Origin of the sequence: Phyllobacterium endophyticum (genome assembly GCF_003010935.1) — a bacterium.
In the GTDB taxonomy this organism is placed as follows: Bacteria; Pseudomonadota; Alphaproteobacteria; order Rhizobiales; family Rhizobiaceae; genus Phyllobacterium; species Phyllobacterium endophyticum.
Genome location: NZ_PGGN01000002.1, coordinates 58,860 through 77,713, shown reverse-complemented (window position 1 = coordinate 77,713; position 18,854 = coordinate 58,860). Strand labels below are relative to the sequence as shown.

Sequence of the window (18,854 nt, the reverse complement as noted above, 5' to 3'; positions counted from 1 at the left end):
ATTCGCTATGACTTATTGCGTGGGGCTCAAACTGGACCGCGGCCTTGTTTTCATGTCTGACACGAGAACGAATGCCGGTGTGGACAACATTTCCACCTTCAAGAAAATGTATACCTGGGCGAAGTCAGGCGATCGTGTCATCACGCTGCTTTCCTCCGGCAACCTCGCGACCACGCAAGCTGTCATCAGCATTCTCAATGAACGGACCAAGCAACCATCGGAAAGGGCGCCTTCGATCTATGAGATGCCTTCCATGTTTCAGACGGCGCGACTTGTCGGCGACACAATCAGGAGCGTCATTCACGAGGTCGATTCAGCGGGGCAGCGCGCCGATTCGTTTGGTGCGTCGATCATTCTCGGGGGTCAGATCAAGGGCGGCGATCCACGCCTCTTCCTGATTTATCCGGAGGGCAACTTCATCGAATCGACGCCTGATACGCCTTTCTTCCAGATCGGAGAGCATAAATATGGCAAGCCGATCCTTGTCCGCTCCTACGATCCGGCGATGACATTCGAAGAGGCTACCAAGCTTTTACTCGTGTCATTCGATTCCACCTTGAAATCCAATCTGTCGGTCGGATTGCCGCTCGATCTGCAGTTTTACGAATCGGACAGTCTAAAACTGGGCTTCGAGAAACGCATCGAACGCCATGATCCCTATTATGAGATTGTCTCCGAAGGCTGGTCGCAGGCTTTGAAACTTGCGTTCCAGAGCCTGCCACCTTTCGAGATCAAAACCGGCAACTGACTGTGAACTATAGATTCGCAGTTTGAATGCTTGCCGTCTGCCGGACTGCACGCGTCTTGGCGATGGCCTTTTCCAGATAGGCATCACGCTCATAGACGTCGTCGTAGTAGTTTATCTCTCCGGTCGTGGCATCCGGCCAAGCAGTGAAATATGACACGTAGACGGGAAGCTGATCCTTGAGTTTCACGCTACGCTCATTCTTACCGAAGTACTGCTTGAGATCTTCGACGGGCACGCCGAGCACTGCAGCAGCCATATCACGTGGGCGCTCCAGGCGGATGCAGCCATGGCTCAATGCCCGCATGTCACGCTTGAAATACGACTTGGCGGGCGTGTCATGCATGTAAATATCATGGCTGTTCGGGAAAAGTATCTTCAGTTCGCCCAAGGCATTGTCCAGGCTTGGCTTCTGGCGAATACCCACGCCCCCGCCATTTGAAGCGATCTGATACCAGTTGACGGAACTTGACGGGACCACGCGGCCCGACTTGTCGTAGACCTCATATCCACTGTTTTCCAGATAGGAGGGATTGCTGAGTATCTTTGGCATCATCTCATTGAGGATAATGGAACGCGGCACGCCCCAAGATGGATTGAAGACAACCGTTTCGATTGTATCATCGAAAAAATAGGTCTGGTTTGTGGGCGAGCCAATGACGATGTTCATCGCCAGCTTTTCCGTGTTGTCATCGAAATATTGGGCCCTGTATGCGGGCTGGTTGATGAAAACATATCGCTTGCCGAAATCGTGCGGGAGCCAGCGGAGGCGCTCCATCGAATAAAGGATGCGGTCTCGCTTGGACGCATTTGTTTCGCTCTGGAGCGATTTGATCGTGCTGCTACCGATTATTCCGTCAGCTTTGCGCCCTTGCGATTTTTGAAAGTCCTTGATGGCCTCGACGAGGGTCTCATCATAGACATCGCCATTCTCGTGCGCGGCCAACACCGAATCGTGCGTAGCGATATAGTCTTTCGGCGCTTTCGTCCTGATCAGCGCCACGACGTTTCGAATTTCCGGATTGGTCTCGCCAGGGCGAATCAAAGTGCCCGGAGCAACGCGTCTGATGGGTTCGTCGGTCTCCCCAAGCCCCTGCAGGTTCTTTTTCAGCTCGGCATACCATTTATTCTGCGGTTCAAAGGCAACAAGCGTTGCAACTGGATCATTCGACGAAGCTAGCTGGTTGATCACTTCCCGCGGCTTGAGCCTTCCTGTGGCAATATCGTGGAACCCGCTGAGGCGGTTCGGATTGATCCGGCCCTCGCCCTGATCCATCGCGTAGCGGAGCGCACGTGCCGACAGGGCAAGCTCGAAATCCGCCAGCTCCTTCAACCTTGCCGGGATATCGGAGCGGTCATAATAGTCGCTGGGCACCGTGACGGTGTAATCCTGCGGATCAAGGCCATCTTCTGCCGCTTTGGCAAAAAGAGCCACTACTGCCTTTGCCTTCCGTGTCACGTCATACGAGGCAGTCCAGATCGGACGCTGTTTGGTGGCATAGTATGAGACGATCGCGTCAGAGATTTCCTTTTCTGCAAGAACGTGAGCGGCCTTCAAATGGTCAATCTTCAATCCGAATTCGTCCATAGCCATCGATGGCGTAATATCCCCATGATCAGCCGAAGCGGTGATCTGCGTATCCACTTTCGAAAAATCAACCTGAACCAGGCCTTCCGGCTTGTAGTCGTAATTCGTAGGCGCTGAAACGACGACGCGCTTGATCGGGGCGGTTGGACGCTGGACGCTCGCGCGCCTGGTTGTCTGGTCATCCTCCAGCCGCCCAGGATGCGCCTGCTGGGTCTGGTCGACAGCACGGGATCCGACACCGCGATTGCCAAACAGCAGTTCCATCAGATTGCTGGCCGCCGAAGCCTGCGACATGGAGATTGCCGTGGCTGACAACATGGCAGCCAGGAAAATTGCATTCTTTTTGGAAGAGGTATTCATGATACGCGCCCAGCTGGAACTGTGTTGCCCACGGATGAACATGAGCCGTTGGAAGAGGTGTGTGACCAGTTTGACCGCATCGTATTTAGATTGTTTTAACAATGCCCCCGCCCCCAGATATCACCTCGCCCCGGCACAATTTTAAGCTGTGTGCTGGTTTGGACACATTTATCCGGATTTACATTCATATTCATGTTGATTTATCGTTCGATTGTTTGACAAGACGACTTCCTTTGTAAAACTTGCAATAATGTCACAGAAGAAGCGACTCATGACATCGGATTGGGGGATGCGATGAATAGATTTCTTGGTACGTCGTTGATTTTTGCGGTGCTATTTGGATTAAGTTCTTTTGCGGCACCTGCAAACGCGAAAGATACACTTATCAAGAAAATATTTCTTGCGGGCCAGCCGGCACGTCAACCAAGCAAGTATGTATCGGATCGATCGCCTATCGCGCGAAAATCCGTGTCATTCCCTGCAACCTATGGTTCCGGAACGATCGTGATCAACACGAGTGAGCGGCGGCTTTATCATGTCACCGAACCAGGCCAGGCAATCGCATATGGTATCGGCGTTGGCCGCGATGGATTCACTTGGAGCGGCAGCAACAGGATTTCTCGCAAAGCCGAATGGCCGGGCTGGACCCCGCCTGCAGTCATGCGCTCACGCGAAGCGAAGAAGGGTCGCATCCTTCCAGCATATATGCCCGGTGGGCCGAATAATCCGCTTGGCGCCAGAGCCATGTATATAGGCTCCACCGTCTATCGAATTCATGGAACGAACCAGCCTTGGACGATTGGCCAAGCTATGTCGTCGGGCTGCATTCGAATGGCAAATGATGACGTGAAACATCTTTACGCCAATGTCGATATTGGAACGAAGGTCGTTGTCCTGAGATAACTCAGGGCACACGCCTTGGGGCAAACGGCTCCCGGCTTAGACCCTTGCTGGAAAGTTCATCAAGATAAGCCTGCCAGCGCGTATCCCTGTTGCGTCCTAGGTCAATCAGATAATCCCAGCTGAACAAGCCAGTATCATGCGTATCGTCGAAGATTATGCGGACAGCATAGTTGCCAACGGGTTCCATTCTGGCAATCTCCACATTCATCTTACCTGGCACCGTCTGGCGCTGCTCGGGTGAGTGCCCCTGCACTTCCGCCGAGGGAGACGCCACGCGCAGAAGCTCCGCCGTGAGTACATGGTTTTCACCATTGTCGAAGGTAACCGTCAGCGAGCGACGGTCTTTGCTTACGCGCAATTCTTTGGGCCAGGCATCAGTCATCGGTGAACGCTCCTCGTGATCCGCCTTCTGTAAGCGCAGGCGCTTGAGGTCGCAAGCGGAAGCACCTGGAAAGATGCTGCCGGCAAGGAACGCGGGAGCTAGCAATCTGCGTACAAAGGCCTCAGCGCTTGTCTTCGCCGAGAACTGGACAATTAAACACATGCACCCTATTTCTTCTCCAGGAGAAAGCTTTTGGACCAAGCACAATTGCTCGACATAGCAGCACATCAGGCACCCATGATCGATCCTTTCGGGCGAACGATAAGTTATTTGCGCGTGTCGGTGACTGATCGCTGCGACTTCCGCTGCACCTATTGCATGTCGGAACACATGACTTTCCTGCCGAAAAAGGACCTGCTGACACTCGAAGAACTCGATCGCCTCTGCACAGCCTTTATAGAAAAAGGCGTCAAGAAATTGCGCCTTACGGGCGGCGAACCGCTCGTTCGCAAGAATATCATGCATCTGATCGGCGAACTTTCGCGGCACCTCCAGTCAGGAGCGCTCGAAGAGTTGACGCTTACCACGAACGGATCGCAGCTTGCGCGCTTTGCATCGGAACTGGCCGGGCACGGCGTAAGGCGCATAAACGTGTCTCTCGATACACTTGACCCGGATAAATTCCGGGCCATCACGCGCTGGGGCGACTTCAACCGGGTTATGGAAGGCATCGATGCCGCTCAGGAAGCCGGCATCAAAGTCAAGCTCAACGCAGTTGCCCTCAAGGGCTTCAATGACCATGAAATTCCGGAGATGATCCGCTGGGCTCATGGGCGTGGCATGGATCTTACGCTCATCGAAACAATGCCGATGGGTGAAATTGACCTTGACCGTACCGATCAATATCTGCCGTTGTCGCTGCTTCGGTCCCAGCTCGCCGAAGAATTCACCATGAATGACATCGCCTACAAGACGGGTGGCCCCGCGCGGTATGTCGAGATCGAGGAAACTGGCGGTCGCGTGGGCTTCATCACGCCAATGACGCACAATTTTTGCGAAAGCTGCAACCGCGTACGACTGACGTGCACCGGCACGCTCTATATGTGTCTCGGTCAGGAAGACGCAGCCGACCTTCGCGAGCCATTGCGCGCGTCAGAAGGCAACGAGCTGCTGAATAATGCCATTGACGAAGCCATCGGCCGCAAGCCGAAGGGTCACGATTTTATCATTGATCGTCGCCACAATCGCCCCGCGGTCTCTCGCCACATGAGTGTTACAGGCGGCTAGAGCCTTTCGAAAACATTCCGAGTGCGTCAGGTAGTACAGATTGATATATCGACAGAAGCGATTCTGGAGGAGAATCGTCTTCTTGCTCGGAAATCATCATGGTGGCGCTTTCTCCCAATCTGCGTGGCAGTCTTTTCATGGCCATTGGCATGGCAAGCTTCACATTCAACGACGCGACAGTCAAATTCGTGGCCGAAGATATGAATATGGGTCAGGTCATGCTGGTACGCAGCGTGATATCGACAGTGCTTATTCTTGCTCTCGCCTGGCACAAGGGAATGTTGGTTCCTTTGCGTGAGGCGCTTCACAAGATGACTGTGTTGCGGATCATCGGCGAAGTGGTCGGCACGGTTACGTTTCTCGTCGCGCTTGTTCACGTGCCTCTTGCGTTGACGTCGGCCATTCTGCAGGCGCTGCCACTGGTGGTGACACTAGGAGCGGCGCTGTTCTTCGGTGAGCCGGTTGGCTGGCGGCGCTGGATCGCAATCATCGTTGGTTTTCTCGGCGTATTGATTATCGTCAGGCCGAGCCATGACGGCGTCAGCCCCTATGTTCTGCTCATCGTGGTAACCGTCATATTCGCTTCTGTTCGTGATCTTGCCACCCGCAAAGTTCCCAAGACCATACCAGTACTGATGATCTCGGCCCTAACTTCGATCGGTGTGGGAATCGCCGGCATAGGAATGATCGGCCCGCTTGGCGGATGGACACCGATGTCCTTGACGAACACCCTGCTTCTGACGCTTGCCGCCTGCTGCATCATGGTCGCGTATCACTTCATCATACTTGCCATGCGAGAAGGCGAAATCGCCTTTGTTGCTCCGTTCCGGTATACAAGCTTGATCTGGGCGATCGTTCTCGGCTTCCTGTTTTTTGGCGACCTGCCGGACGTCCCCATGATTGTCGGCTCAGTCATCGTGATTGGCAGCGGCCTCTATACGCTCTACCGTGAGCGCATCGTCGGCCGGTTGAAGCCGGTTGCAACCACGACGGCGGCGACCACGTCACCCGATGGAGTATAGATTTGCGAATTGCAGGTGCCATACTGGCTGGCGGACAGTCCCGAAGGATGGATGGTATAGACAAGGCCTTGCTGCCGTTCGGCGAAAAGCGCGTGATCGACCATGTCTTTGAACGGCTTTCGCGCCAAATCACTCCGGTCGTACTGAACAGCAACAATGAGCCAGTTCTATTCATGGAATTGCCGATTCCGGTAGTTCCGGATGACATAGATGGCTTTGCAGGACCGCTCGCAGGCATTCTAGCCGCAATGGAATGGGCGAATGGTCAGGCGCTGCCTTTCACCCATATTGCGACTGTGGCGACTGACACGCCGTTCTTCCCAGATGATCTGGTTGATACGCTTCGCCGTTCCGTTGCAGACGAGCGGGGCTGTATCTGCGTCGCGGCTTCCGGTGGCAGGCTGCATCCTGTATTCGGCATCTGGCCCGTGTCTCTGAGAAGCGACCTCCGCCGGTGGTTAAGCAACGAAAATCACCGCAGGGTTATGGCCTGGCTGGAGAGACATCCGCACAAGATTGCGGAGTTTCCCATTCGGACGGAGCAATCGGGCGTGCCCCTTGACCCGTTTTTCAACATCAACACGCCCGAAGATATCAACGAAGCGCGGCGGCGGTGGAACGCTATATCATGACGCATCGTATATTTGGGATAACCGGTTGGAAGAACTCAGGCAAGACAACGCTGACAGTCAAACTCGTCGGTGAATTGACAAGCCGGGGCTGGAAGGTTTCCACCGTCAAGCACGCACATCATCATTTCGACATCGACAAGGAGGGTACCGACTCCTTTCGCCACCGCAAGGCAGGGGCAGGCGAAGTGGCGATCGTCTCTGACCGTCGCTGGGCCCTTATGCACGAACTGGCCGACGAAGCCGAGCCGCCCTTGGCCGACATCATTAGCCGTTTCGCACCCTGTGACCTTGTTCTGGTGGAAGGTTACAAGCGTGAGGGGCACAAGAAGATCGAAACTCGTCGTAAGGAAGGTAGATCCACGGAGCGATTGGCCGCAGGAGATCCACTCATCGTTGCAGTCGCCAGCGATTACCCCGTCCAGGATGAAACACTGCCTGTCTATGATCTTGACGATGTTGCCGCCCTGGCTGATCTGATCGAACGCGAAACGGGTCTTCTCGCCAGGCGGGGAGCAAAATGACGTTTCAACCCAGGACGTGTGCAACAAAAGTTCAAGGACCAATCAGTTTGCGTGTTTCTGGCTGTCAGATTCGTCTGGTAACGCACGATTCCCGGTTGCAATTGAAAGAAAACTAGTGGGAATATCCTGTCAGGAGCAGTGACATAAACTGCGACCTACCCGGAAGGCTGTCCAAAAACAGGGGAACAGCCGGGAAATAAAAGAGAGGTTCAATAATGCTTATGATTAAGCGTCTCGCACTCGCGATTTCCGCTGCAGCTTTAGCCGTTTCCATCGGCGCGGCGCACGCGCAGGACGCACTGAAACTGACAATCGCGTCCGAAGGAGCCTATCCTCCCTTCAACAATCTTACCTCCGATGGCAAGCTTGAGGGCTTCGACATCGACATCGGCAACGCGCTCTGCGCGGAGATGAAGGCTGAATGTACCTGGGTTTCCCAAGATTGGGACGGCATGATACCAGCACTTCAGGCTGGAAAATTCGATGCGATTATTGCATCGATGTCGATCACGCCTGAACGACTGGAGAAGGTCGATTTCTCCAAGAAGTACTATAATACGCCTCCGGCTATAGCCGTGCCAAAGGACTCCGATGTCAAAGACATCACGCCCGAGTCCTTGAAGGGGAAGACCTTGGGCGTCCAAGGATCGACCAGCCATTCCAACTACGCCGAGGCCAAGTACAGCGGTTCGGAAATCAAGATGTATCCGACCTCCGATGAGTACAAGCTTGATATTGCCAATGGCCGCATTGATGCAGTGATGGACGACGTTGTCGTCCTGGGCCAGTGGCTCGATAGCGATGCCGGCTCATGCTGTAAGCTCCTTGGCACGATAACACCCGATCCCGCTATCCATGGCCCTGGTGCCGGCGTCACGGTGAAGAAGGGTAATACTGCCTTGGCAGACAAGTTCACCGCAGCCATCGCGGCGATCCGAGCCAACGGCAAGTACAAGGAAATCAACGACAAGTACTTCAAGATCGACGTCTACGGCGGCGAGGGTTGAGTCAAGCGCGCTTGATTTGATAGGAAACGTGGATGGCGGCGACACCGCCATCCACGGCCTTGAATAATAATGACGGGCAGGCTCGAAAAAGAGCCAATGGGGAATGGCCCGCAAAGATGAAAGTTGCCTATGGAAGGCTCAATAGCGCTACTGGGTTTTGGCGAGGGCGGTTGGGGTCCGAGCATTGCAAGCGGTGTTCTCGTAACAGTTAGTCTTGCGCTGGCCACGCTGCCTGTCGGTTTGGCTATCGGTTTCTTTGTTGCGCTAGGCAAGCAATCTCCTGAACGTTCGGTGAAGCTTGCTGCCAACATGTACACGACGATATTCCGCGGATTGCCTGAACTACTCACCCTGTTCGTCGTTTATTTCGGTGCCCAGATCGGCATTCAAAAACTTGGGGAACTGCTGGGTTACGAAGGTACTCTCGAAATCAATTCGTTCATCGCTGGTATGTTCGCGTTGGGCGTCGTCTTTTCGTCTTACGCCAGCGAAGTCTTCCTCTCCGCTTTTCGGGCAATTCCAAAGGGCCAGTACGAAGGCGGCTACGCCATCGGCCTCTCCAGCGGACAGACGATGCGCATGGTGATACTTCCGCAATTGATCCGCATTGCGCTGCCGGGGCTCGCCAATTTGTGGATGATTCTTCTCAAAGACACGGCTTTGGTATCGGCGATTGGCCTTGCCGACATACTGCGCCAGACGGGCGTTGCCGCGCGGGTTACCAAACACGCCTTTCTGTTCTTCGGCACGGCCTGCATGATCTATCTCGTGCTCGCCATCCTTTCGTCATTCGTCATCGATGCGATTGAGCGCTCCTCCGCAAGAAGCGGAGTGAAGCGATGACCGACAGTTTCCTCAATGCTCGACCCTCAACAATAGTACGCCCGCCCGCCCCACCCAAAAAGTGGACCAGAGGCCGGGTCGGTGGGCATTTTCTTGTGGGATTGTGGGCCACTCTCCTAATCGGGCTAGTCGTTTATCTCTACAGTGCATGGAATATCGAGCTTATTCAGAAGTACGGCCCATCCTATCTGGAGGGCTTGAAGACCACTATAGGGCTTGTCAGTTCCTCGATACTCCTCGGAGCGTTGATCTCGGTTCCTGTTGCGCTCGGCCGGATGAGCAAGAATCGCATCGCTTCAGCCATTGCCTACGCGTATGTTTATTTCTTTCGCGGAACTCCCCTGATCGCGCAGGTTTTCCTGTTCTACTACGGGCTCGGCTCCTTCAGGCCGCAGTTGGAAGCCGTCGGCCTCTGGACGTTTTTTCGAGAGGCATGGTATTGCGCGCTGCTCGCATTTTCTTTGAACACGGCCGCGTACCAGGCCGAGATACTGCGAGGCGCAGTTCGCAGCGTTCCACTCGGTCAATGGGAAGGAGCGGCCTCGCTCGGAATTTCCAAGGTCGTGACTTTCTGGAAAGTGATCCTGCCGCAAGCCCTGATCGTCGCCTTGCGACCTTATGGCAACGAGATCATATTGATGATCAAGGGCTCGGCAATCGTGGCTCTGATCACGGTTTACGATCTCATGGGTTACACACGCCTCGCCTACTCACGTACATTTGACTTTCAGGCCTATCTTTGGGCAGCCATCATCTATCTGATTTTGGTGGAAATCCTCCGGCATATCTGGGATTGGTTGGAACGTCGACTTACGCGCCATCTCATACGCTGAGATCAACCTACCGAAGAGAGTCCGCAATGCTGAAAATCTGGGGCCGCATAAACTCGACCAACGTCAAGAAGGCGCTGTGGACGGCCGAAGAGGTCGGTATACCCTACGAAAATATTCCCGCCGGTGGCGCCTATGGTGTCGTAGCTGATGCTTCCTACCGCGCCATGAACCCGAATGGTTTGGTGCCGACGCTGGAAGACAACGATCTGGTCCTCTGGGAGAGCAACACGATCGTCCGCTATCTTGCCGCACAATACGGACAGTCGTCACTATTCATTCCCGACGCCGCACACCGTGCTAAGGCCGAACGATGGATGGACTGGTCGACGTCCACCCTCGCCGCTCCTTTTCGAGACTTGTTCTGGAACCGCGTTCGCATGTCCGAAGAACAACGTGATCATGCGGCGATGGAGAAGGGCCTGCAAGCTTGCAGCAAGCTCTTCGCAATCGTAGATACCGCCCTCACCACGAAGCCGTATCTCTCGGGCTCAGATTTCGGCATCGGGGATATCCCCGTTGGGTGCTTTGCCTATGCCTGGTTCGAGATGCCGATCGAACGCCCGGATCTTCCCAACCTTCAAGCCTGGTATGAACGCTTGAAAGAACGTCCGGCCTACCAGAAGTCAGTGATGACGGCATTAACCTAGGTCTGGACAGGTCATTGAGGCTTCAGATGCCATATGCCCAACAGTCCGTCATGGTACATCCGCTCGTCGGTCGAAATTGTGATCCCACGGATATTGGCCCATCTTTCGGCGAAGTCGCGATAATTGGACGAGAATACATTGCCTGACTGGCCTGTGGTCTGGATATAAGTCGAGCGATTGAGATCGGCCAGATCAAACAGCCCACGATAGCTGGATCCATGGGTCACGCGGTAGGGGTTCACATCATCCGCGAATGCCGACTTGCCACGATCGAGGGTGTAGGCGCCACCAGATGCGGGCACTGTTACATTGAATAGCTGGTCCAGCGGGCTGACCTGAGCAAAGGGGCGGTGTGCGCCGTAGGCGTAATGGAGTAGGCCCCAGTTCCATTTCGAACGATCCGAACCAAGACGCGCATCTAAATCCTTGATTGCGTCGCCGAGTGACAGAGCCAGGATGTCACCGCAGCTTTCCTTGACAGGCGTACGACCGTCATCACACCAGTCACGCGCGCCATTCGGCTCAAGCCAACGCATCATGGCGTCGGCACGAGCCTGCCAATAGGATGGAAACGCATCGCCGAGATCGTCTTCAAGCATGCGCTTCATGGCCATTCTGAGCCAAGCGTTGAACAATAGCGGCTCGGCCGTCGTACGATCTTCCGTAAAGTCCCACGCCCGCAATCGCTTGATCACGTCGAGGTCTACATCCTCTCTGCCGTCCATCAGTTTCAGCATGACGCGCGCCAAGGCCGCGTAAGCACTGGTGTACGCGTCGCCCTGGACCTTGCCGTTCGTCTCGAGCGTTTGTTGGTTTGCGTTGTAGATCAGCGTCTTGATGCGATCAAAACGCCATGGCTCGTCCCAGTCGAACGTGAGGAAATGCGGATAATTTGCATCGACGATCTTGGTATTGGCGGTTGCGAGCACATTGTCCGCGGGATTATAGATGCGCGGCAGTTCTTCGTAGGGAATGAAGCTTTTCCAGTCATAGGTGGCGTCCCAACCCGGGGATGGCGCTCGCCCCATGATTTGATTGGCTGGGTCACGCACGGGTACCCTGCCGGGCGCGATCATGCCGATATTTCCATCGGTATCCGCAATCACGATCGACTGCATCGGCGTCACGAAGTCACGCATGCCATCCTGAAAATCAGTGACATTCGCAAAATCCCACAGTTTCAACCCGGCAGAGATCGTCTTGTCATCGCCGGCCAGAGCGGTCCAGGACAGGGATGCGACCGTGGCACCAGGCAGATAGTGATCAAGCCCGCGATAATCCGCCGGCAAGACCGGACCGTGGCGTGTGGTCCTGCGTTCAAAGGTTACAGTGTCACCACCCTTGACTTTGATGGCAACCGGAGTTTTCTCGAATGGTGAAAAGCCCTGAGGCGTCTCATACTCATCTGGATTGGCAGGATTGATCCTCTCGACAAAAATGTCCTGAACGTCGGATCCGGTATTTGTGAAGCCCCATGCCACCCTGTCATTGCGTCCGAGGAGCACCAAGGGTGCTCCCGGCAACGTGACGCCGACGAGATTCTTGGAAGACCCCTCACCGTTCTTGACCTGCAGGTGCGCCAGATACCACAGCGCGGGTGCCGTCAAGCCGAGATGTGGATCGTTGGCGAGGATCGGCTTGCCAGTTTCGGTTCGTGCCCCGCCTACCACCCAATTGTTGGACGCGCCGGTAGACATGATCTCGTTCAACGCCGCGAACTGGCTGTCAGCCGCTGCTGCGCCTGTCTTCAGTGTACCACTCTGCAGGCCAAGTACCTGCCGCAAATCCGGCAAGGGCGGCGGCGTATCACCTGGTACCGGAGGCAGCAAGTCGGTGATCTCAGGATCGCTCATGCCAAGCCGCGAGAATTTCAAACGAAAGACTTCATCGTCGATATTTGCAGCAAGCGTTACGGACATCAGCTTTAGCGTCACGATCACATCAGCAGAGGTCCAGTGCTCCGGAGCGTGGCCAAGAATAACAAACTCGGGAGAATATTTCGAGCCGAAGACCGGCCCGGGACTGTCGATAAACGCATTGATGCCGCGAACATATGCATCAACCTTTTTCCGGTCCGTCTCATCGAGTGCCGAGGCGGAGCTTTGGGCGGATTCGTAAAGGCCCATCGACCGGATGAAGCGGTCAGTGAATATAGTCTTGTCGCCAAAAAGCTCCGACAAACGGCCTTGGCCTGCCATGCGGTTCACTTCCATTTGCCACAAACGCTCCTGCGCATGGACAAAGCCCAATGCCGTCAACACGTCCTGGATCGAAGCGCCGCTAATGTGCGGAACAGCATTTCCGTCGCGCGTGACTGTAACCGGTGCGGACAGACCCGTGAGGACCATCTCTCCGGTTGCAGGCGTCACCGAGCGTGCGAGCCAGACATAACCAAGGATAACGCCGACCAGCGCAATGGGGATGAGGGAGAACACGATCCATAATAGGACTTTGAGTATACGCCGCAATATTCTAACCTCCCCCAAATCGCTTCAAGAAAAAATCTCATATGACAGAGGAAATCGCGGAATGGCAAGGGTTGCGTTCATTGGTCTTGGAGTCATGGGTTACCCGATGGCGGGTCATCTGAAATCGCGCGGCGGCCATGAGGTCACGGTCTTCAATCGCAGCAGCGAGAAGGCGAAGAAATGGACTGAGCAATTTGGTGGCAGCGATGCGGCGACGCCGCAGGAAGCGGCAAGGGACAAGGATTTCGTCTTTTCATGCGTGGGCAATGACGATGATTTGCGTGCGGTGACGATTGGTGAGAACGGCGCATTTCACGCAATGAAGAAAGGCGCCATCTTCATTGATAATACCACCGCGTCTGCGGCAGTTGCGCGGGAACTCGATGCGGAAGCGCACAAGCGCGGAATTCATTTCCTCGATGCGCCTGTTTCGGGCGGTCAGGCGGGTGCCGAAAACGGTGCTCTCACCGTCATGGTCGGCGGTTCCGAGGAGGCTTTTGAGAAAGCAAAGCCGATCATAGATTCCTTCGCCAAGATGGTTGGTTTGATGGGCCCCTCCGGCGCCGGTCAATTAACCAAGATGGTCAATCAGATTTGCATTGCGGGCTTGGTGCAGGGCCTCGCCGAAGGCATTCACTTCGGTAAGAAAGCCGGCCTCGACATTGAAAAAGTCATCGAGGTGATTTCAAAAGGAGCCGCCGGTTCATGGCAGATGGAAAATCGCCACAAAACGATGAACGCCGGCAAGTATGATTTCGGCTTCGCCGTAGACTGGATGCGCAAGGATCTCGGCATCTGCCTTGCCGAAGCTGACCGCAACAGTGCCAGATTGCCGGTCACTGCCTTGGTCGATCAGTTCTACAAGGATGTTCAAGTCATGGGCGGGAAACGCTGGGACACGTCATCCTTGCTGGCGCGACTGGAGAGATAGTGCGGGAAGACTCGAACTGAAGGTCAGTTCGATTCCTTGTCGATGCTCATATAGTCAAGCGGCAATTCGGTGGTGTACTTGATCTGCTCCATGGCGAATGCAGACGATACGTCCCGAATGTCGATCTTGCTAATCAACCGCTTGTAGACGGCGTCATAAGCGGCGATGTCCGGGACGACAACACGCAGGAGGTAATCCACGTCGCCGCTCATCCGGTAGAATTCAACAACTTCCGGGAATTCCTGCACAACCTCCGAGAAACGCTTCAACCATTCATTGCTGTGCGAACCGGTGCGGATAGACACGAAGACTGTGACCCTTGTATTGACACGGATGGGATCAAGGATCGCCACGCGACGCTGGATCACGCCATCTTCTTCCAGCTTCTGAATGCGACGCCAGCAAGGCGTGGTGGATAGTCCGACTTTCTTGGCGACATCAGCCACGGCAAGCGTTGCATCCTCTTGCAGGAGACGAAGTATCTTTCGGTCGAGTCTGTCCATGTTTGCTTTCATCCCATTGGAATAGGATACTTTATGGGCTGATAAGTCGGCAGCGTACAAGAAAATTATTCTAAACTTTTTGATCTCGGAAAAAGTTTCGTTCTAAAACCTACAAAGTTAGAATTCTGACCTTCTCCTTTAGCAAGGGGAGAACGTCTTGAGCAAACCACGGATTCGTTTTCAACCATGAACTATTGCGCCATGACGGGTGTGGAAGCGGCAGAATTGAGGGGGTCGAATCCCGCTCAAAATATTCGCGCCAGTTGGATACTGTTTCTGTCACACTGCTGCGGCGGCGCGTACCGAGATGATAGGCCTGCGCGTACTGACCGATCGCCAGAATGAGTTCAACCTGCGGCATTGAGAGAAAGACCTGATCGTGCCATGTCTCACGACATTCGCGGCGAGGAGGCAAATCGCTGCCGTGCGCATCATAGCCTGGAAAACAAAAGCCCATGGGCACAATTGCGAACTTGCCCGGATCGTAAAATGTCTCGCGATCGACGCCGAGCCAATCGCGCAAGCGGACGCCGGAGGGATCGTTGAACGGCAGCCCGGTGTCATGCACGCGAATACCCGGGGCCTGACCGCAGATAACGATGCGTGCGACCGGCGATAGGACACAAACCGGATTTGGCTCATTCGTTAAAGGGACACCGTAGCGCGGTGCGTTACGGCATATCCGGCACGCTTTGATTTCCAAGGACAAAGAATCGAGTGGTGACTTCAAGTAGTTCGGATCTCACGCTTTCGCACTGGGGCGGCTCGACACTGCATTGTGCCATCGGCGCAGGTTTCCCAGTTCTTCAGGCATCTGGATCTTGGCGAGCTTGAGAAAGTCGATGGATACCAGCAGAGTGATATCGGCAATTGAAAACTCATTGCCGGCTATGAACTCACTGGTTGCCAGCTGATCATCCATGATCTTCATCGACGCCAGTGCCCTCGGCCGGTTCACCTCTCCCCAAGCGGGAATTTGCGGTACCTCCCACTCAACCATGGCCGGGTGCGTGTGCCGGAATACCGCCATGACCAGCGTAAGAAGGTGAAGATCAGCTCGGCGGTTCCACATCTCGACCTGAGCCTTGCCGAGGGCACCCGTGCCGAATAATGGCGGGTTGGGATATAATTCCTCGAAGTACCGCGATATTGCCACCGACTCACTGATAACAGTTCCATCATCGAGTTCCAGGGCAGGCAGGCGTTGAAATGGGTTTAGCGCCGTATATTGTGGCGTTTTATGTTCCATGGCAGACATGTCCACCGGTACAAGCGGCACATCAACACCCTTCTCCGCCAGGAAGATACGAATGCGACGCGGATTGGGCGCGCGTCCCCCGTCATATAGTTTCATCATAGACCTCCCACTACCACGCGGACCCACGCGATGAATCGGTCAATGAAACCACTGGCACCGTTGACTTGTGGTTCCGTAGACTCAGACAACTGTTCGTGCTCCCTACGCCACTCCTGCGGTGTTTCGAATGTTCCTGACCACATTCCTTTCTTATCCCTGCGGGCCCGAAGTTCAACATCACGATAATTGCCATAAGCGATCGCTTGTCCAGCCTCAACCATGGCGCGATTGAGATTCAAAGTACCAATGGAGCAGATAGCCAAGCTGCGATTGTACTTGTCGCGGCCTTGTTCGTCGCACCGGACTGGCCTGCCCTGGATCAGCTGAATCAATGCTTGTCTGGATGCTTTGCCACATGCATCCGCGCCGCAATTCTGTTGGAGCTCGGGAGCATCAATGCCTTTGAGACGGATATGGTTGCCCGAAATGGAAAGCGTATCGCCGTCGATGACATAGGCTTTGCCAGTCAGCAATTGTGTCGGAGCTTTTGGCTGGCCCAGTCTAGCTGCCAGCGCAGCGACCAGGATGAAGAAGATTGCCACCAAGCCATAGTCCAGCACCCTGCGACCAAAGGAACGCCGCACGGGCGGTCCACGGCGCCACCTGCGATCAGGGGTGCGGTAGCCTCTGCTCATGGGCACTCAAAGATCACAGGATAGTTCATGTAGTCCTTTCGGGCTAATTCGGTCGCTATCATTCTCAGCTTTGGTTTGAACTTGTGTTAATCATTTGTGAATAGGCTTTTGGCCACAAGAGCAGATTTTTATCGCCAACTTACATCTGGAACGGGATGCATGGCATCACTCGACGCGACCAGCGCAGACAAGAACATTGTTGATCGCCGCAGATTGCCGCGCAACAAGGACCTGACGGACGTTATGCGCGGAGCTCGCGATCGTCTGATGCAGCGCGCAGGCAGCCGCCAGTTCGACCGTGAGTTGCTTTTCATGCACACGCGCGCGCTCATCATAAACTCAGCAACCATTCCGCTATTGATTGCCATGATTGTCGTGTCAGGCGTGTTCGCCGGTTTTGAACAGACGATCGTGCCCTGGGCTGCCTTTGCGATTGGACTTTATGCAATTTTGGGACTTCTGGCGCGGCGTCTGGAAAAAACAGGAGTGACCGACGAGGAAATCCGGAAGTGGCAGATCATTTATCTTAGCGGTCATTTCATGACGAGCCTGGGTTGGGCTTGCTTCACGTTTCTCGATTGCACAACATGCGGTGCAAGCTTGTTTCCGGTAGTCAAGGCCGTGGTCATCATCCTCGCGATGGCGATCACAGCGATAATCTCATCGGCACTTCGTGCAGCCATTCTAGCGGCATTCACTCTTCCAGTTCTGACTTACACGCTGCTCGCATGGAAGCATTTCGACAATCCCGTTCAGGCGACGATGGTGATAATGCTGGTGGCCGGCCTGGCCTTTTTTTATCTGGTTGCAACCCGCCTCAACCAATCAGTTGCAATGAGTTTGGCCTTGCAGGCGGAAAAGGATGGCCTCATTGCTGAACTCGAGACTGCCAATGCCATGTCTGACGAAGGAAGGCGGCGTGCAGAGGAAGCAAATCTTGCCAAGTCGCGCTTCTTGGCCTCGATGAGCCACGAACTACGCACGCCTCTCAATGCCATTCTAGGGTTTTCGGAAGTTATGGCCAAGGAGGTGCTTGGTCCAATCAACAACGGCACCTACCGCGAATATGCCAGCGACATTCACGCGTCTGGCGAACATTTGCTCAACCTCATAAACGAAATACTCGACTTGAGCCGTATCGAGGCCGGGCGGTACTCAATCAACGAAGAGCCGCTCATGCTGACCGACATCGCCAGCGAATGCATTCACATGATGAATTTGAAGGCACGCAACAAGGATATAGCGCTGGTTCCACAATTCGAGACAGGTATGTTGCGGCTCAACGCGGACGAGCGCTCGATCCGGCAAATTCTGCTCAATCTCATGGCCAATGCCGTCAAATTCACACCACCGAATGGAAAGATCTTCGTTAAGATTGGATGGACTGCTGGCGGCGGGCAGTACATCTCCGTGCGCGACACGGGGCCTGGCATTCCGCCTGAGGAAATACCGGTTGTTCTCTCCGCTTTCGGTCAGGGCTCCATTGCAATCAAGAATGCAGAACAGGGCACGGGTCTGGGACTGCCCATCGTTCAGGCGCTCGTCCACATCCATGATGGAGAATTTCATTTGTTCTCCAAGCTGCGCGAGGGAACAGAGGCTTTGGCGACGTTCCCGCGAGGCCGTGTGTTACCGAATGCACGAGCACTTCAGAAGAGGCTTCTGCAGAAGAGTGCTGCCTAGAACACTCCAGTTCAACTTATTGTTATTTGCTCGTCATTTAGCAGCCCGCCATTCCTCACTCGATGCAACAACGGTGGGAAACGTATCCATGAATTCGAGTGGCAATAACCGCCCTTTGATCATCCCGGGGCTTGGTGGACTCTATACTGCTTTGGGAGAAGTTTCGGAGACAATACTGCGTGTGGTGGCCGGGGCGGCGCTCGTCGTCCACGGCTCGGGCAAGATCATCAATCCGATGGGATCCGTGGGAATGGTCGAAAGCCTCGGCTTCTACCCCGGCGTATTCTGGTCACCGCTCCTCGCAGCGACCGAATTCCTTGGCGGCATCCTTTTGGTAATCGGCCTGCTGACCCGTCCAGCGGCATTTGCCACCATGATTGTCCTCGCCGTCACGATATATTTCCACGGCTTCGTGCAAGGACAAGGATGGAGCGGATCAGAAAAATCCATTCTGTGGACAGCAATCCTGTTTTTCTTTGTCATTCGCGGCGCGAGTAACCATTCCGTCGACGCCAGGCTCGGCAGGGAGTTTTAGCTCTTGCCTACAGAAGGTCTTATAGCGGATCT

General features: G+C 54.7%; 20 protein-coding genes. 13 read left to right on the top strand and 7 right to left on the bottom strand.

Annotation, left to right across the window (positions count from 1 at the left end):
* Positions 1 to 7 precede the first annotated feature (7 nt).
* Positions 8 to 748 carry a proteasome-type protease gene (locus CU100_RS08265; protein ID WP_106716134.1) on the top strand — a complete coding sequence of 247 codons (741 nt, stop codon included), beginning with the start codon at positions 8 to 10 and terminating at the stop codon, positions 746 to 748.
* Positions 749 to 755: 7 nt separating this feature from the next.
* Here the strand turns inward: CU100_RS08265 and CU100_RS08260 are convergent, their stop codons facing one another.
* The gene (locus CU100_RS08260) at positions 756 to 2,693 is read right to left on the bottom strand and encodes a L,D-transpeptidase family protein (protein WP_106717166.1); all 1,938 of its coding nucleotides are present in this window, start codon (positions 2,691 to 2,693) and stop codon (positions 756 to 758) included.
* Between the two features lie 294 nt (positions 2,694 to 2,987).
* Here CU100_RS08260 and CU100_RS08255 point away from each other — a divergent pair, with 294 nt between their 5' ends.
* Positions 2,988 to 3,596: a L,D-transpeptidase gene (locus CU100_RS08255; protein WP_106716133.1), complete on the top strand. Its 609-nt coding sequence runs from the start codon at positions 2,988 to 2,990 to the stop codon at positions 3,594 to 3,596.
* A 1-nt stretch (position 3,597) separates the two neighbouring features.
* Here CU100_RS08255 and CU100_RS08250 read toward each other — a convergent pair whose 3' ends face one another.
* The gene (locus CU100_RS08250; RefSeq protein ID WP_106717165.1) at positions 3,598 to 3,978 is read right to left on the bottom strand and encodes a gamma-butyrobetaine hydroxylase-like domain-containing protein; all 381 of its coding nucleotides are present in this window, start codon (positions 3,976 to 3,978) and stop codon (positions 3,598 to 3,600) included.
* 237 nt (positions 3,979 to 4,215) lie between these two features.
* Here CU100_RS08250 and moaA point away from each other — a divergent pair, with 237 nt between their 5' ends.
* From moaA to CU100_RS08210, 8 genes are all read left to right on the top strand, one after another.
* The gene (gene moaA / locus CU100_RS08245; RefSeq protein WP_106717164.1) at positions 4,216 to 5,205 is read left to right on the top strand and encodes a GTP 3',8-cyclase MoaA; all 990 of its coding nucleotides are present in this window, start codon (positions 4,216 to 4,218) and stop codon (positions 5,203 to 5,205) included.
* A 98-nt stretch (positions 5,206 to 5,303) separates the two neighbouring features.
* Positions 5,304 to 6,227, top strand: coding sequence for a DMT family transporter (locus tag CU100_RS08240; RefSeq protein ID WP_245418969.1), 924 nt, complete (start codon positions 5,304 to 5,306; stop codon positions 6,225 to 6,227).
* 2 nt (positions 6,228 to 6,229) lie between these two features.
* A complete protein-coding gene (gene mobA / locus CU100_RS08235; RefSeq protein WP_245418968.1) occupies positions 6,230 to 6,859 on the top strand; it encodes a molybdenum cofactor guanylyltransferase MobA in 630 nt (209 codons plus the stop codon).
* A complete protein-coding gene (mobB, locus tag CU100_RS08230) occupies positions 6,856 to 7,380 on the top strand; it encodes a molybdopterin-guanine dinucleotide biosynthesis protein B (RefSeq protein ID WP_106716131.1) in 525 nt (174 codons plus the stop codon). Before mobA ends, mobB begins: the two co-directional genes overlap by 4 nt.
* Positions 7,381 to 7,595: 215 nt before the next feature.
* Positions 7,596 to 8,387: an ABC transporter substrate-binding protein gene (locus CU100_RS08225; RefSeq protein ID WP_106716130.1), complete on the top strand. Its 792-nt coding sequence runs from the start codon at positions 7,596 to 7,598 to the stop codon at positions 8,385 to 8,387.
* A gap of 129 nt (positions 8,388 to 8,516) precedes the next feature.
* The gene (locus CU100_RS08220; protein WP_106716129.1) at positions 8,517 to 9,230 is read left to right on the top strand and encodes an ABC transporter permease; all 714 of its coding nucleotides are present in this window, start codon (positions 8,517 to 8,519) and stop codon (positions 9,228 to 9,230) included.
* Positions 9,227 to 10,063, top strand: a complete 837-nt coding sequence (locus CU100_RS08215) for an ABC transporter permease (protein WP_106716128.1) — start codon at positions 9,227 to 9,229, stop codon at positions 10,061 to 10,063. The genes CU100_RS08220 and CU100_RS08215 overlap by 4 nt, the downstream gene beginning before the upstream one ends.
* Positions 10,064 to 10,089: 26 nt before the next feature.
* The gene (locus CU100_RS08210) at positions 10,090 to 10,710 is read left to right on the top strand and encodes a glutathione S-transferase family protein (protein WP_106716127.1); all 621 of its coding nucleotides are present in this window, start codon (positions 10,090 to 10,092) and stop codon (positions 10,708 to 10,710) included.
* 11 nt (positions 10,711 to 10,721) lie between these two features.
* Here the strand turns inward: CU100_RS08210 and CU100_RS08205 are convergent, their stop codons facing one another.
* Complete coding sequence (locus tag CU100_RS08205; protein WP_106716126.1) at positions 10,722 to 13,178, bottom strand: penicillin acylase family protein; 2,457 nt, start codon at positions 13,176 to 13,178, stop codon at positions 10,722 to 10,724.
* A 61-nt stretch (positions 13,179 to 13,239) separates the two neighbouring features.
* Here CU100_RS08205 and CU100_RS08200 point away from each other — a divergent pair, with 61 nt between their 5' ends.
* On the top strand, positions 13,240 to 14,109 hold the full coding sequence (locus CU100_RS08200; RefSeq protein WP_106716125.1) for an NAD(P)-dependent oxidoreductase: 870 nt from the start codon (positions 13,240 to 13,242) through the stop codon (positions 14,107 to 14,109).
* 23 nt (positions 14,110 to 14,132) lie between these two features.
* Here the strand turns inward: CU100_RS08200 and CU100_RS08195 are convergent, their stop codons facing one another.
* The 4 genes from CU100_RS08195 to CU100_RS08180 form a co-directional block, all read right to left on the bottom strand.
* Positions 14,133 to 14,612, bottom strand: coding sequence for an Lrp/AsnC family transcriptional regulator (locus CU100_RS08195; RefSeq protein WP_106716124.1), 480 nt, complete (start codon positions 14,610 to 14,612; stop codon positions 14,133 to 14,135).
* 109 nt (positions 14,613 to 14,721) lie between these two features.
* Complete coding sequence (locus tag CU100_RS08190) at positions 14,722 to 15,342, bottom strand: uracil-DNA glycosylase family protein (protein WP_106716123.1); 621 nt, start codon at positions 15,340 to 15,342, stop codon at positions 14,722 to 14,724.
* A 12-nt stretch (positions 15,343 to 15,354) separates the two neighbouring features.
* A complete protein-coding gene (locus CU100_RS08185; protein ID WP_106716122.1) occupies positions 15,355 to 15,966 on the bottom strand; it encodes a glutathione S-transferase family protein in 612 nt (203 codons plus the stop codon).
* Positions 15,966 to 16,511 carry a thermonuclease family protein gene (locus CU100_RS08180; protein ID WP_245419007.1) on the bottom strand — a complete coding sequence of 182 codons (546 nt, stop codon included), beginning with the start codon at positions 16,509 to 16,511 and terminating at the stop codon, positions 15,966 to 15,968. The genes CU100_RS08185 and CU100_RS08180 overlap by 1 nt, the downstream gene beginning before the upstream one ends.
* 252 nt (positions 16,512 to 16,763) lie before the next feature.
* On the opposite strand from CU100_RS08180, the gene CU100_RS08175 reads away from it, so the two are divergent.
* Positions 16,764 to 18,287, top strand: coding sequence for a sensor histidine kinase (locus tag CU100_RS08175; RefSeq protein ID WP_106716120.1), 1,524 nt, complete (start codon positions 16,764 to 16,766; stop codon positions 18,285 to 18,287).
* An 88-nt stretch (positions 18,288 to 18,375) separates the two neighbouring features.
* Entirely contained in the window at positions 18,376 to 18,822 is a 447-nt protein-coding gene (locus CU100_RS08170) for a DoxX family protein (RefSeq protein WP_106716119.1), read from the top strand.
* Positions 18,823 to 18,854 lie beyond the last annotated feature (32 nt).